Annotated in this window: 16 protein-coding genes; 13 read left to right on the forward strand and 3 right to left on the reverse strand. The window is 61.8% G+C overall.

Annotation, left to right across the window (positions count from 1 at the left end):
* The first annotated feature begins 2 nt into the window (after positions 1–2).
* The 6 genes from KIH45_RS00400 (at position 3) to KIH45_RS00425 (ending at position 5149) form a co-directional block, all read left to right on the forward strand.
* Positions 3–425 carry a nuclear transport factor 2 family protein gene (locus KIH45_RS00400; protein WP_213174047.1) on the forward strand — a complete coding sequence of 141 codons (423 nt, stop codon included), beginning with the start codon at positions 3–5 and terminating at the stop codon, positions 423–425.
* 41 nt (positions 426–466) lie between these two features.
* Positions 467–916, forward strand: a complete 450-nt coding sequence (locus KIH45_RS00405) for a nuclear transport factor 2 family protein (protein ID WP_213174048.1) — start codon at positions 467–469, stop codon at positions 914–916.
* 32 nt (positions 917–948) lie between these two features.
* Positions 949–2295, forward strand: a complete 1347-nt coding sequence (locus KIH45_RS00410) for an aromatic ring-hydroxylating oxygenase subunit alpha (RefSeq protein WP_213174049.1) — start codon at positions 949–951, stop codon at positions 2293–2295.
* A 24-nt stretch (positions 2296–2319) separates the two neighbouring features.
* The gene (locus KIH45_RS00415; RefSeq protein WP_213174050.1) at positions 2320–2916 is read left to right on the forward strand and encodes a TetR/AcrR family transcriptional regulator; all 597 of its coding nucleotides are present in this window, start codon (positions 2320–2322) and stop codon (positions 2914–2916) included.
* Between the two features lie 80 nt (positions 2917–2996).
* Positions 2997–4727, forward strand: coding sequence for an FAD-dependent oxidoreductase (locus KIH45_RS00420; protein WP_213174051.1), 1731 nt, complete (start codon positions 2997–2999; stop codon positions 4725–4727).
* Positions 4724–5149, forward strand: a complete 426-nt coding sequence (locus KIH45_RS00425) for a c-type cytochrome (protein WP_225899566.1) — start codon at positions 4724–4726, stop codon at positions 5147–5149. The genes KIH45_RS00420 and KIH45_RS00425 overlap by 4 nt, the downstream gene beginning before the upstream one ends.
* 18 nt (positions 5150–5167) lie before the next feature.
* Here the strand turns inward: KIH45_RS00425 and KIH45_RS00430 are convergent, their stop codons facing one another.
* From KIH45_RS00430 to KIH45_RS00440, 3 genes are read right to left on the reverse strand one after another with little or no spacing between them, the layout of a single operon-like run.
* Positions 5168–5947, reverse strand: coding sequence for an SDR family NAD(P)-dependent oxidoreductase (locus KIH45_RS00430; protein ID WP_213174052.1), 780 nt, complete (start codon positions 5945–5947; stop codon positions 5168–5170).
* A 19-nt stretch (positions 5948–5966) separates the two neighbouring features.
* Positions 5967–6773, reverse strand: coding sequence for an SDR family NAD(P)-dependent oxidoreductase (locus KIH45_RS00435; protein WP_213174053.1), 807 nt, complete (start codon positions 6771–6773; stop codon positions 5967–5969).
* Positions 6770–7552, reverse strand: a complete 783-nt coding sequence (locus KIH45_RS00440) for an SDR family NAD(P)-dependent oxidoreductase (protein ID WP_213174054.1) — start codon at positions 7550–7552, stop codon at positions 6770–6772. The genes KIH45_RS00435 and KIH45_RS00440 overlap by 4 nt, the downstream gene beginning before the upstream one ends.
* Positions 7553–7711: 159 nt before the next feature.
* On the opposite strand from KIH45_RS00440, the gene KIH45_RS00445 reads away from it, so the two are divergent.
* The 7 genes from KIH45_RS00445 to KIH45_RS00475 all read left to right on the forward strand — a co-directional run bounded on the left by KIH45_RS00445 (position 7712) and on the right by KIH45_RS00475 (position 14533).
* A complete protein-coding gene (locus tag KIH45_RS00445; RefSeq protein WP_213174055.1) occupies positions 7712–9130 on the forward strand; it encodes an aromatic ring-hydroxylating oxygenase subunit alpha in 1419 nt (472 codons plus the stop codon).
* Positions 9130–9924, forward strand: a complete 795-nt coding sequence (locus tag KIH45_RS00450; protein WP_213174056.1) for a ThuA domain-containing protein — start codon at positions 9130–9132, stop codon at positions 9922–9924. The genes KIH45_RS00445 and KIH45_RS00450 overlap by 1 nt, the downstream gene beginning before the upstream one ends.
* A gap of 98 nt (positions 9925–10022) precedes the next feature.
* The gene (locus KIH45_RS00455; RefSeq protein WP_213174057.1) at positions 10023–10721 is read left to right on the forward strand and encodes an endonuclease/exonuclease/phosphatase family protein; all 699 of its coding nucleotides are present in this window, start codon (positions 10023–10025) and stop codon (positions 10719–10721) included.
* A 187-nt stretch (positions 10722–10908) separates the two neighbouring features.
* Positions 10909–11247: a P-II family nitrogen regulator gene (locus tag KIH45_RS00460; protein ID WP_066765395.1), complete on the forward strand. Its 339-nt coding sequence runs from the start codon at positions 10909–10911 to the stop codon at positions 11245–11247.
* A 17-nt stretch (positions 11248–11264) separates the two neighbouring features.
* On the forward strand, positions 11265–12596 hold the full coding sequence (locus KIH45_RS00465; protein ID WP_225899567.1) for an ammonium transporter: 1332 nt from the start codon (positions 11265–11267) through the stop codon (positions 12594–12596).
* Between the two features lie 236 nt (positions 12597–12832).
* Positions 12833–13171: a P-II family nitrogen regulator gene (locus tag KIH45_RS00470; RefSeq protein ID WP_213174058.1), complete on the forward strand. Its 339-nt coding sequence runs from the start codon at positions 12833–12835 to the stop codon at positions 13169–13171.
* Positions 13172–13192: 21 nt separating this feature from the next.
* A complete protein-coding gene (locus tag KIH45_RS00475; RefSeq protein WP_213174059.1) occupies positions 13193–14533 on the forward strand; it encodes an ammonium transporter in 1341 nt (446 codons plus the stop codon).
* The last annotated feature ends 49 nt before the right edge of the window (positions 14534–14582 follow it).

The raw sequence follows: 14582 nt of genomic DNA on the forward strand, positions 1-14582 counted from the left end.
TCATGGCAGTGAACATGCCCGAGGACGTCTTCAAGGCGCTCTGCAACCTGATGACCGAATATACCTACGGGGTCGACGCGATCGCCGACCCCGAGAACGTGGTCGACCTGTTCACTGACGATGTCGTTATCGACTTTTCCGACGTCGCGTTTCCGAAGATGGAAGGCAAGGACGCGGTCCGTGCCTTCTACACCGGGCTCACCGAGAGCATGGCCTATGAATGCCACACGCCCGCGAATTTCCGGGCCGAAAGCTGGGACGGAGCTGTCGGTGCGATCACCGCTTACGTGATGGGCATGGGCCGCGCCAAGGACGGCACGGCGATCAACGTGCAGGTCCGGTACCGCATGGAATGTGTCGAAGTGGATGGCGCGTGGAAGTGCCGCCACTTCTCCCTGAAAAACATGATGCCGCAGCCGGCCTGATCGAACGCGATCGCCCCGGCGACCGAGGAAGAGGAATATTGATGACCCAGATGCCCGAAGACGTCCGTACCGCGCTTGAGCGGCTGATGATCGAGTATTGCTACAACGTCGATGCGCTTGAAGACATGGGCCGGTTCCTGTCGGTCTTCACAGAGGATTGCGTTGCGGACCTTTCGGCCATCGGTCTGCCGTTGATGCACGGTCACGACGGGCTTCGCGGTTTCTTCGAACCTGTCTTTGCCGACATGACCCATCACTTCCACTTCATCAGCAATTTCCGTCCCGAAAGCTGGGATGGTAAAGTCGGTGCAATGACGGCCTACGTCATCGGCATGGGGGCATCGAGCGACGGCAACACCGTCGAGGTGCAGGTCAAGTATCGCATGGAATGCGTGCAGGATGACAGCGGCGCGTGGAAGTGCCGCCACTACACCATCACCCCGATGATGCCGATGCCCGGCTCGCTGGACGAAATCCACGGCGACCGCTGACAACCGCATGAAGGTCTGAAGGAGACACGATCATGGCTACCGTTCTCGACAAGCCCTCTGGCAAGCCCGGTTATCCCACGCACCCCGATGCCGAAGTGCCGGCAGCGCGCGGCGACAAGATTACCGGCGACCGTTACTGGTCCAAGGAATTCGCCGACCGCGAATGGGAGCACATGTGGAAGAAGATCTGGCACGTCGGCGGACGCACGGCTCAGCTGGAAGAGGCCGGCGACTTCATAGTCCACGACTTCATGCATGAATCGGTCCTGATGGTCCGTCAGGAAGACGGTTCCATCAAGGCGTTTCTCAACGTGTGCCAGCACCGCGGCAACCTGCTGGTGAATACCAGTGAGGGCGGCGTGATGAGCCACTTCGTGTGCCCCTACCACAACTGGAAGTGGCGTCTCGACGGTGTGCTGGACCACGTGCAGGACCCCGAGGATTTCCCGCAGGGCGATCCGTGCGGCAAGCTCAAGCTGCATGAGCTGAAGTGCGATACCTGGGGCGGCTTCATCTTCTTCAGCTTCAACCCCGATCCGGTGCCGTTGCTCGACTATCTCGATCCGGCACCGACGCTTCTGGGCAACCGCGATCTGGATGATTGGACCCGCGTCGTGTGGCGCCGCCTGCGCGTCAACACGAACTGGAAGTTCGCGTCCGACAACTTCAACGAAGCCTACCACATCCCGGCCGTCCATCCGCAGTTCGAACCGATGATCGACGATCACTACTCGACCTCGGTCTTCGAGATGTACCCCACGGGTCACAACCGCATGATCGAGAAGCTGCAGCCGTCCTCGCGCTATGAAGACGCGCAGCAGATGAAGCCGCTCTGGGCCGAAGTCCTGAAGGAATGGGACATCAACCCCGACGACTATGATGGTCGCGCGCAGGAAGGCCGCATCGCGCTGCAGGAAGCGCGCCGCCGCCTTGGGCCGGAACGGGGCTATCACTACTTCGACAAGTTCACCGACGATGAACTGACCGACCAGATGCATCACACGCTGTTCCCGAACCTGACGCTGACGGGAACGCCCGAAGGGCTGCACGTCTTCCGCACCGAACCGGACAAGGACGACCCGAACTGGTCGACCTTTGACTATTGGTATCTGGTGCCCAAGGTCGAAGGCGCGAAGGAAGTGGCGACGCTCTACGGGATGCGTCCCTACGAGGAAGCCGAGTTCGAGAGCGACAGCTATGCTGATTACGAAGCGGACATTCCGCAGGGCGACTTCCTAACGCAGGACCTTTCGCTTGCCGTCACGCAGCAGCGCGGTCTTCGCTCGATGGGCTTCACCGATGCCTATCTCGCGAACCAGGAGACTCGCGTCCGGCGCTTCCACGAGGTAATCAACGACTATCTGGAAGGGCGGCGCTAAGGCGCATCGAGGAGTAGGTTTCGAATGCCGGCAATCGTCGATCACGACAAACGGCGCGAACAGGTTGCATCCGTCGCGTACGATCTCGTGGCCGAGATGGGCATCGAGGCCGTGACCTTCCGGCAAGTCGCGGGGGCGGCGGGGTCGTCCACCGCGATCGTGTCGAACTATTTCGAGAACAAGGGCCACCTGCTGCACGAGGTCTATCGCATCGCCAACCGGCGGGTGATGGATAGGCTGCAGGTGGCTTTCGAACAGGACGAGGATCTCGTCGACTGTCTCTCGGTCGTCCTGCCGGTGACCGAGGACAACCGCCGGACTTGGCACGTCTGGCTGGCGTTCTGGGGCAGGGCGCACTGCGACGAGGCATACGGCGCCGAAACCGCGCGCAATGCGGGTGAGAGCCTGGCGCTCTATTGCCGCATGCTGGCGCGCCGTTACGGCGTGAACGAGGAAGTCCACAATACGCAGATCGAACGGCTGGCGCGGCGCTTGATTTCAACCGTCGGCGGCGTTGCACTGCAATGCGTGCTCGCGCCTGAAGACTGGCCGCTTTCCCGTCTACGCGAGATTATCGCGACCGAGGTCGCCATTCTCGATGCGGAGTTTTCGCAGGGCTGACCTGCTTTAAATGACAGTCGTCATGTTTAAGGCGTGATGGCAGTCTCGCTCCCAGAATGTAGAGGGGTGGGACTGGATCCATGGCTAAATCTATCGGACTGAGCCGGCGGCGGATGCTGGCAGGAAGCGGCGCTGCGGCTGTCGTGGCAACGACTGCTGCGTGCAGCCGCGGGTCGAGCGCGGATAGCGAGACCTGGGACGAAACTTGCGACGTCCTGTGCGTAGGAAGCGGCGCGGCAGGCGGCACGGCGGCTGTCACTGCGGCGGCGGCTGGCGCGAAAGTGCTGGTGCTTGAGAAGATGCCGATCCCCGGCGGTACTACGGCCAAGTCGGGCGGCGTGACCTGGATATTCAACCACTTCCTGCTAAAAGAGCAGGGGATTGAGGACAAGAAGGAAGACGCGCTACGCTATGCCACGCGCTACGGCTTCCCACGGGAATACGATCCGGCAAGCCCGACACTCGGCCTCGATGAGATGCGCTATCGCACGCTCGAGGCGTTCTACGACAAGGGCAGCGAGGCGATCGACCACTTGCGCGAGCTGGACGCGGTCCAGTTCAAGCAGTTCCGCATGTTCTTCGTGGACAAGCCCGCGCCTGACTATGCCGACCACTTGCCCGAAAACAAGGTGCCGACAGGCCGCGCGCTGGAGCCTTCGGTCGGCTCCGGTTCGACAGAGGGCGGCGGCAGCCTTGCGCGCCAGCTTGGCGCCTATCTGGAAAAGCAAAACGTGCCGGTCATGCTGGACACGGCGGTCACGAAGATCGTCAGGGACAGCGATGGCCGCGTCGTCGGCGTAGAGGCGGAGCGGGGCGGCGAAAAGCTGCGTATCAGGGCCGAAAAGGGCGTCGTTTTCGGCACCGGTGGCTATTCGCACAACGTCGACTTGTGCAACATCCACCAGCCTGCGGTCTATGGCTCGTGCTCATTGCCCGGATCGACCGGCGACTTCGTTCCGCTGGCGCAGGAAGCCGGCGCGAAGATGGGCAGCATGGGACTGGGCTGGCGTAGTCAGGTCGTGCTGGGCGAGGCATTGGCATCGCGCGCGGTCGGCCTTGGCGCATTCGTGCTGCCGGGCGATTCCATGATCCTCGTGAACAAGTACGGGGAGCGTGTCGTCAACGAAAAGCGCGACTACAATGACCGGACGCAAGCACATTTCCCGTACGATCCGGGTCACGAGGAATATCCCAACCACCTGATGTTCATGCTGTTCGATGCGCGCTCGATCGATGCGTTCGGAGGGGCATTCCCGTTCCCGATGGACGAGAAGGAACAGCCGCACTTGCTGAAGGCAGATAGCTGGGACGCGCTTGCGGGCAAGATCTCGGCGCAGCTTGCGGGCTGGTCTGGCAAGACGGGCGGTGTCGCGCTCTCAGACGACTGGGCCGCCAAAGTCCGCCAGACGGTCGCCCGCTACAATGGCTTCGCGAAGTCGGGCGTCGATGCCGATTTCGGGCGCGGCAAATATCTCTACGACCGCGAATGGCACTTGCTGTTCTCGGCCCGCCGTCAGGGCACCGCGCAGCCGGAAAACCCCTATCCGAACATCACGATGCATCCCTTTGCCGACAACGGGCCCTATTACGCCATCGTCCTCGCACCGGGCACGCTCGATACCGCTGGCGGGCCGCAAGTGAACGCCAATGCGCAAGTGCTGGGCGCGAACGGTGAGCCGATCGAGGGGCTCTACGCGGCTGGCAACTGCATTTCCGCGCCGACTGGTCAGGCCTATCTCGGGGCAGGGGGCACGATCGGACCGGCAGTTGCATTCGGCTATATCGCTGCCAAGCACGCGGTGGAGGCATGAGCGTGAAGACCAACCTGATAATCATGTCGCTTCTTGCGCTGGCCGGATGTTCCGGCGGCGCCGATGAAGCGCCTTCGCCGGCAGAAGAGACGGCGACCCCCTCACTTTTTGCAGAGAAAGTCGCGCCGACTTTTCAGGCGCAATGCGCAACCTGCCACCTGACGGGGCAGGAGCAGGGCAACGTCTCGCTCATCCCTGCAAAGGCGATCGAGAACCTTGTTGGCGTGCCGTCTGAGGAAGCGCCCGACATTCTGCGCGTCAAGGCGGGGGATCCCGATGCGTCCTATCTCGTCATGAAGATCGAGGGGACGCACCTGGACAATGGCGGCAGCGGATCGCGGATGCCTTTTGCTGGCGCGCCGCTGACAGATCAGCAGATCGCCGACATCCGCCAGTGGATTGCAGAGGGCGCGAAGCCCTGATGCCCTGGATGGGCGGGATCAGACCTGGCTGAACCCGCCGTCCATGACCAGCTCGTCGCAGGTCATGAAGCTGGATGCTTCCGAAGCGAGGAAGACGACACCGCCGGCCATTTCACCGGGGCGGCCCATGCGACCGATCGGGTGGTTGGCCTTGATGCCGGCAATCGCGGTATCGACGTCCGGCACTGCGCCCAGTTCGACATAGCGTTCCATGATGCTGCTGAGCATCGGAGTGTCGATCCCTCCCGGGTGCACGCTGTTCACGCGGATGTTGTAGCCGAGCGCCGCGAACTCCGCGCCCATGCACTTGCTCAGCATCTTCACCGCCCCCTTGCTGGTGCAATAGGCTGCGTTGAACGCCGCACCGCGAAGGCCGCCGACACTGGAGAAGTTGATGATCGAGGCACCGCCATCGCGTGCCTTGCCACCTTCCTTCAACAGCGGCAGCAGGACCTGCGCGCTCAGCACCACAGCATCGACATTCACTGCGTTGACGCGGTGAAACTCCGAAAGCGGGGTGTCCTCCAGCTTCGTGACGATCGAGATGCCGGCATTGTTCACTAGCGCGTCCAGCCGCCCGTAAGTCTCGGAAATGAAGGCGCCGATCTCGTCCCAGTCGTCTTCGCTCGTCACGTCCTGCTGGAAGTAGTGATCGGCCCCGCCATGATCGCCGTCGCTGGCGATGTCGGTGGCGATCACGGTTGCGCCCGCGGCCTTCATGGCCTTCACGATTTCGCGACCGATGCCGCCCGTTGCCCCCGTGACGAGGGCGATGCAGTTTTCCAATGCTATCGTCATGTGCCCCTCCCTTGTCGGCTCAACGAGCCAGATAGCCGCCGTCGACGACCATTTCCGAACCGGTCATGTAGCTGGATGCTTCGGTAGCGAGGAAAGCGACGGCGTCCCCGATCTCATCAGGGTCGGCCAGCCGGTTGACCGGCGTGGAAGACGCCACCTGATCCTTCAGGTCCTGAGCCTTTTCCGCGACTCCGCGCGACACCATGCGATCGAACCCTTCGTCCAGAAGCGGCGTTTGCACGAAGCCGGGGTGGACCGAATTTGCGCGGATCGGAACGCCGTATGCGGCGAATTCGACCGCACAGGCCTTGGTAAAAAGGCGGATCGCGCCCTTGGACGCGCAATATGCCGAGCTTTCGGGGAACGCGACAAAGCCCATGATCGAGCTGACGTTGATCACCGAAGAGCCGCCTTTGCGATCCTTGCCGCTCTTTTCCATCAGTGCGAAGCTGTGCTTCACGCCAAGGAATGCGCCGTCGCTGTTCACGGCCTGGACCTTGCGCCAAAGCTCAAGGCTCATGTCCTGAATACGGCCCGTGCCGTCGATGCCGGCATTGTTGACAAGGACGTCGAGACGTCCGTCAGCAGCCTCGATTTTCGCGATGGCATCGATCCACGACTGTTCATCGGTGACGTTGAGGCGGACATAGGCCGCCCCTCCGCCAATCGATTCCAGCGCCTGTGAAACGGCGGCATCGTCTTCGGGCGTAAGATCGCCGATCCAGACTTTCGCACCCTTGGCTGCGATCTTTTCTGCAGCGGCGAGACCGATCCCGCGTACGCCGCCGGTGACAAGCGCCACGCGCCCTGCAAGTTCGCCGCTCATACGCCCGACATCCCGGCCGTGGTGGCTCCGTCGATCGTGTATTCCCCGCCGGAGATGAACGCAGCCTCGTCAGACCCGAGGAAGGCAACGAGTGCGGCCACTTCTTCGACCGTGGCCATGCGGTTCAGCGGAGCCATTCCTTCGTACATGGCACGGGCCGCCGCCGGATCCTCCTGCGAGTTCATGATGTTGGTAATCAACTCCGTTTCGACCACGCCGGGAAGCACCGCGTTGACGCGGATCTTGTAGCCGGCAAGCCCGCAGTAGTTTGCTGCCGACTTCGCCAGCGCGACAACGGCGGCCTTGGTGACCGAATAGCCCATGTAGTTGCCCATCGCGCGGTGGGCGTTCATCGAACTGTTGATGATGACCGAACCGGTCGGACCGCCGGGATTGTCCTTCATGATCCGGATCGCATGCTGACAGGTCAGCATCGCGCCGGTCTGGTTGACCTCCACGATGAAGTTCCAGTCATCCAGTGCGATGTTCTCGACGCTGCTGTCACCCTTCTCGGTGCCGGCATTGGCAAAAGCGATGTCGAGGCGGCCGAAGTCCTTGCGGATCATCGCCGAAAGCTCTTCCCACCCCTTTGCGTCCTGCACCCGGTGCGAGAAGAAAGTGGCACCGGTTTCCTCGCAAAGCGGGCGTGCCGCTTCCTCGCGCGAACCTGTGAAGATGACCTTGGCGCCATCGGCAGCCAGCCGCCTTACGGCGCCTGCACCGATTCCCGCCGTGCCGCCCGTTACGAGCGCCACTTTGCCTGAAAGCCTGTCGGACATTATCCTGCTCCAATCTTATCCGTAGTCTTCAGATTTGGCCGACTGGCAGCGGATGACAACCTATGACTTCGGCAAGGTGACGCACGCTTTGCCAATGGCCAAGGTAAGGCAAATTCCGGAGATTTCGTCCGGCTCACAAGAACCTAGAGGATCGAAGGCATGTCCGACATCGACGTAACCGAAAAGTTCGGCGAGGACCGCAGCGAAGGCATCAGCTGGAACGAGTTGATGGAGCGCGATTCCCGTCCCGCTCCGGATATTTTGACCGAGGAAGCATACGAATATCGCGGCTCCGACCCGATCCCGGCCGAACGCTACACCAGCGAGGAATTCGCGCAGAAAGAGCGTGAGCGCATGTGGCCTTATGTCTGGCAGTTCTGCGCCCGTGAGGAAGAGCTGAACGAGCCCGGCGATTTCGTCGTCTATGAAAACGCTGGCCGCAGCTATCTCGTCGTGCGCCAGGACGACGGTTCGATCCGCGCCATGCACAACGTCTGTCTCCACCGCGGCCGCAAGCTGCGCACCGAGGACGGTTCGGCCGACAAGTTCACCTGCCCGTTCCACGCCTTCACCTGGAACAAGGACGGCACGTTCAACCACGCGCCGTGCCAGTGGGACTTCCCGCACCTTGAAAAGAAGAACATGGACCTGCCCGATGCCGAAGTGGCGACGTGGCAGGGTTATGTCTTCCTGCGCGAGGAAAAGGGCGGGCCGAGCCTCGAGGAATACCTCGCCCCGCTGCCCGATCACTTCAAGCGTTGGCGCCACGACGAATGCGCGACGGTCATGCACGTCGCGAAGGAAGTCCCGGCCAACTGGAAGATCGTCATGGAAGCCTTCATGGAGTCCTGGCACACGATCGTCACGCACCCGCAGCTTCTGCCGTTCACGGGCGACTCCAACGCCGCGTACCGGACCTGGGGCGACAACATCAACGTGAACCTCGTGCCTTTCGGCATCATGAGCCCGCACCTTGAAGAAGGGCAGGGCGAGCAGTGGATCGTCGACGAGTTCATCAAGTACAACGGTCGTAGCTCTGACAACTACGACCCCACCGGCAACCCGATGGCGATCGAGGTGCCCGAGGGCAAGACCGCGCGCGAGGCGCTGGGCGACCAGATGCGCCAGGTCTATACCGAGACCACGGGCTACGACCATTCGGACGCGACCGATGCCGAGGTGCTCGACGCCCTGGTATACAACGTCTTCCCGAACTTCGCCCCGTGGGGCGGCTTCATGCCGAACATCGTATATAGCTGGTTCCCCGGCAAGACGCCCGATACCTGTGTTATGGACGTACGGATCCTCGCCCGCGTCAAGAAGGGCGATCCCAAGCCTGCCGCCGCGCCGCGCAAGTTCCTGACCCTTGACCAGAAGTGGACCGAGGCGCCTGAACTCGGCATTCTTGCCGACGTCTTCGAACAGGACATGGACAACCTGCCTTACGTGCAGGACGGCCTCCATGCCTCGAAGAATGGAGAGGTCCAGCTGGGCAACTACCAGGAAATCCGCATTCGCCAGTTCCAGGACACCATGATGAAGTACATCAACGGTGAACTCGGAGGCTCGAAGGCCTGATGGAAAGGATCGACCACGGGCCGGACCCGCTCGCCGAGTTTACGGACAAGAACCACCCGGCGCGCATTGACTGCGTGCTGATCGCGGGCGGTGTCTGGCACGACATCGACTTTGCGCGGCTGGAACTGCTGAAGCTGCTGGCCGAGGATCCGCGCGTTCGCACTCGCGTGTTCGAGGATTTCGAAAACCTCGACGCGATCCGCGAAGCCGACATCCTCATCAGCTACACCTGCAATGTCGTCCCTTCGGACGCAGCGCAGGAAACGCTGCGCGACTGGATCGAGGCTGGTGGGCGCTACTACGCGCTGCACGGCACGAACTCGATCCTGAAGCTGATGGACGACGGGCTGTTCCACGCCCCGCGTGAAGCGCAGCTTTTCATGGACGTGTTGGGCAGCCAGTTCATCACCCACCCGCCGATCGCGCCTTATACGGTGACGGTCGCGGATCCGGATCATGAACTCGTCACCGGCGTCGAACCTTTCGAGACGACGGACGAGCTCTACCACCTCGAAACGCACGGAGACCTGCATGTCCTGCTGGAGACCGAGTGTACCGAGGAAGGCACCGGTTTTGCCGAGGCTGCGGACGCGCCGGGCATCCACCCCGTCATGTATATCAAGGAACGCGGCAAGGGCGCGGTCCTTTACAACACGCTCGGCCATTGCCGCGGGCACTATGATCTCCAGCCGCTGGCCGACTGGTGGCCGACGGTCGATCGCTGCGCGTGGGAACTGCCGGTCTATTACGACCTGCTTCGTCGCGGCATCGACTGGATCAAGCGCCGCGACTGAGCGTAAAGCGCACGAATTCTGGTGGCAGTTCGCAAGGGCTGCTAGGCAAAAGGCTTCGGGGGTTGAACCCGAAGCCTTTTTCGTTCGTTGTCAGGTCGATGCAGCTCAAGTTCGCCAGCTACAACATTCACAAGGCCGTGGGGCTGGACCGCAAGCGCGATCCCGATCGCATCCTGTCGGTCCTGCACGAACTCGATGCCGATGTGGTCGCGCTGCAGGAATGCGACCGTCGCTTTGGGCAACGGGAAAGCGTCCTGCCAAGGGCGCGTATCGAGGATTCCTCTTATCGCCCCATCGCGCTGGGTATCAGGCCCGGCAGCCTCGGCTGGCACGGCAATACGTTTCTGCTGAAAAAGGACATCAGCGTGGTCGAGACCGATCCGCTGATCCTGCCCACGCTAGAGCCGCGCGGGGCCGTGCGCGTCGATATCGAGCATGGCGGGAAACGCGTGCGCGCAATCGGCATGCATCTCGACCTGTCCGGCTTTCGCCGCCGTCATCAGGCAGAGGCTGTCCTCGCGCATCTCGAAGATTGCGAGCATGATTGCCCGACCGTGGTCATGGGCGACACAAACGAATGGTCCAGCACCGGCGGCATGCTCCGCCTGTTCCGGGATCGTTGGCACTCGCCCGATTGCGGGCCCAGTTTCCCGACGCGCCGGCCGATCGCCCGTCTCGACCGCATCTTCGCCAGCCACCAATGGGACATGGTCGACAGCGGCGTCCATCACAGCCTGCTGGCCTCGCGCGCGTCTGATCACTTGCCGGTGTGGGCGACCCTCTCGCTCAAATCCTGAGCGCGCACTTGCACAAAATTTGAGCAGCGTTGTTCGCATGCACGGAATCCGTGCGCAAATGTGAACAGAAGGTTACTGCGCCGAATCGGCTGAAAACGGCCAATTTTCGCACTTGCGGCAAACTGGCACGCCCCTTGCAGAATAGCTGGCACCGGCAGACGGGCCGGGAGGCAACAAGGGGGCTGAGATGAAATTCATCATCGCCATCATCAAGCCGTTCAAGCTGGACGAAGTACGCGAGGCACTGGGCTCGCTGGGCGTCGCCGGCATGACGGTTACCGAGGTTAAGGGTTTCGGACGTCAGAAGGGTCAGACCGAAATCTACCGCGGTGCAGAATACTCCACGAACATGCTGCCCAAGGTGAAGATCGAGATCGCCGCAAGCGATGCGCTTGCGCCGCAGATCATCGAATCCATCCAGCAGACCGCCAGCACCGAGGCCATCGGTGACGGCAAGATCTTCGTGCTCGACCTCGCCAGCGCCGTGCGCATCCGCACCGGCGAATCCGGCGACACCGCGCTCTGATACGAAGGGAAATCCCAATGGATCGTAACACCATGAAATGGGGCATGCGCGCGGTTGCTGCCGCTGCCCTGGTCGCGCCGGTCGCGGCTTTCGCACAGGATGAAGCCGTACCGGCTGCCGAAATGGTCGGCGGCGGCACTGCCTACATCCTCAACACTCTCCTGTTCCTCATCGGCGGCTTCCTCGTCATGTGGATGGCCGCCGGCTTCGCCATGCTCGAAGCCGGTCTCGTGCGTTCGAAGAACGTTTCGATGCAGTGCCTCAAGAACATCGCGCTCTACTCGATCGCGGGCATCATGTTCTGGGTCATCGGTTACGGCATCGCCTATCCGGGCGACTTCAACGGCTACTTCTCGTTCGGTTCGATCCCCTACGCCATGCAGGGCGTTGGTGAAGCTGACGTCGACACCGGTTACTCGGTCGCTTCGGACTGGTTCTTCCAGATGGTTTTCTGCGCCACCACGGCCTCGATCGTTTCGGGTACGCTGGCTGAACGCATCAAGATCTGGCCGTTCCTGATCTTCACCGTGATCCTGACCGGCGTGATCTACCCGACCGTCGTCAGCTGGGAATGGGGCGCTGGCTTCCTTGACCAGATGGGCTTCTCCGACTTCGCTGGTTCGACGCTGGTCCACTCGACCGGTGGCTGGGCTGCTCTTGTCGGTGCGATCATCCTTGGCGCCCGTGCAGGTCGCTATGGTCCCGACGGCAAGGTCAACGTCTTCCCGGGTACGAACATCCCGCTCGCAACTCTGGGTACGTTCATCCTGTGGCTCGGCTGGTTCGGCTTCAACGGTGCTTCGCAGCTTGCAATGGGCACCGTTGGCGACGTTTCGGACGTGTCGAAGATCTTCGTGAACACCAACATGGCGGCTTGCGCCGGCGTGGTTGTCGCGATCATCCTGACGCAGATCATGTACAAGAAGATCGACGTCACCATGGCGCTCAACGGCGCGCTGGCTGGCCTCGTCTCGATCACCGCAGAACCGCTCACTCCGTCGGTCCCGATGGCGCTGCTCATCGGCGGCATCGGCGGCGCGATCGTGGTCTTCGCGGTCCCGATGCTCGACAAGCTGAAGATCGACGATGTCGTCGGCGCCATCCCGGTTCACCTGTTCGCAGGTATCTGGGGCACGCTGGCCGTCTGCCTGACCAACGGTGACGTTCCGTTCGTTGCCCAGATCACCGGCGTTGTCGCCACGGGCGTCTTCGTTTCGATCGCTGCCGGTATCGTGTGGTTCATCCTGAAGATGGTCATGGGTCTGCGCCCGACCGCCGAAGAAGAACTGCTCGGCATGGACAAGGTCGAGGTCGGCGTCGAAGCCTACCCGGAATTCGTCAACGCCTGACGATTTCCCACACCAGTTTTGGCGGGGTGGTTCCTCCTCTCCTCTCCCCACCCCGCCAATAACAACGTTCCTCCTGCGAACGTAACTCAATGGGTCGGAAAGCCAGCCGCTTTCCGGCCCTTTTTTGTTGGCCCTTGTGACAGTTGGCCGACACTCCGCTTGCCTAAAGCTGAAAGTCATGCATCAGTGTCGCGCCCGGCAACTTGCCGGAAATTGCAGCAGGAGGGGCAATTTCGATGAAATATGTCATCGCCATCATCAAGCCGCACAAGCTTGAGGAAGTTCGCGAAGCGCTCGGATCGCTTGGCGTGGCCGGCATGACGGTCTCCGAAGTCAAGGGCTTCGGTCGTCAGAAAGGTCAGACGGAAATCTATCGCGGCGCCGAATACTCGGTGAACATGGTGCCGAAGGTGAAGATCGAGATCGCCACGTCGGACGCGCTCGCCGCGCAGATCGTGGAAACGATCCAGGGTACGGCCAACTCCGATGCCATCGGTGACGGCAAGGTATTCGTGCTCGACCTGGGATCGGCTGTGCGCATCCGCACCGGCGAAACAGGCGACACCGCGCTCTAGCGTTTAGACGGAGGGACTCTCATGAACCGCAAGATGCTTTGCGGTGTTGGCGCAGCTGCGGGATCGCTGCTTTTCGCCACCACTGCCTTCGCGCAGGAGGCTGCAGAGGCGGCCGCTCCTGTACCCAACCCCGGTAACAATGCCTGGATGATGACCGCGACGCTGCTGGTCCTGCTCATGATCATTCCCGGCCTTGCATTGTTTTACGGCGGCCTGACCCGTTCGAAGAACATGCTTTCCACGATGACCCAGATTGGCGCCACGGCTGCTCTTGCCATGCTGATCTGGGTGATGTGGGGCTATTCGCTGGCGTTTGGCGATACGACCTATGAAGGGACGCTGGGCCTGTTCATTTCCGGCGGCAGCTATTTCCTGTCCGGCACCGATGCCAGCAGCACGGCGGCCACTTTCACGGACGAGGTGATCAGCAAATACGTCTTCATCAGCTTCCAGATGACGTTCGCGGCCATCACGGCGGCCCTGATCCTGGGTGCGACGGCGGAGCGCCTGAAGTTCAATGCGGTCATGCTTTTCGTGCCGATCTGGCTGACGATCGTCTATTTCCCGATCGCCCACATGGTCTGGGCAGGCGGGGGACTTCTGTTTGAAGACGGCGCACTGGATTTCGCCGGTGGCACTGTCGTGCACATCAATGCGGGTATCTCGGGCCTGATCCTTGCCTACCTTGTCGGCAAGCGTCGCGGTTTCCCCAATGAACCGATGCCGCCCCACTCGATGACTCTGACGATGGTCGGCACGGGCCTGCTCTGGGTGGGCTGGTTCGGTTTCAACGCCGGTTCGGCGCTTGAAGCGGACGGGTCGGCCGGCCTTGCGATGATCAACACGTTCGTCGCTACGGCTGCAGGTGCTCTTGCCTGGATGGTCATCGAACGCATGGCAGGCCACAAGGGCTCTGCTCTGGGCTTCTGTTCGGGTGTGATCGCCGGTCTTGTCGCGGTGACGCCTGCGGCGGGTAACTCGGGGCCCTTCGGCGCGATCCTTCTCGGCATCGTTGCGTCGGCAGTCTGCTATTTCTTCGTGGCCAAGGTGAAGGGCAAGTTCGGTTATGACGACTCGCTCGACGCTTTCGGTATCCATGGCGTTGGCGGTATTGTCGGTGCGATCGGTACGGCAGTGGTTTACCAGCCGTTCCTCGGCGGCCCCGGTGACGGTTCGGTCGGTCTTGTCGACCAACTGGGCATCCAGATCTTCAGCGTCGTCGTGACGATCGTCTGGGCTACGGTCGGCACGCTTATCGCCGCATTCGTGGTGAAGGCCCTTGTCGGCCTGCGCAGTTCGGAAGAAGTCGAGCTTTCGGGCCTCGACATCGGCGAACACGGCGAACGCGCCTACAACGACTGATCCCCGGATCAGCACAAAGAAAAAGGGCCGGAGGTTCGCCTCCGGCCCT

The sequence above is a fragment of the Croceicoccus gelatinilyticus genome (assembly GCF_018398395.1).
GTDB classification, from domain to species: Bacteria; Pseudomonadota; Alphaproteobacteria; order Sphingomonadales; family Sphingomonadaceae; genus Croceicoccus; species Croceicoccus gelatinilyticus.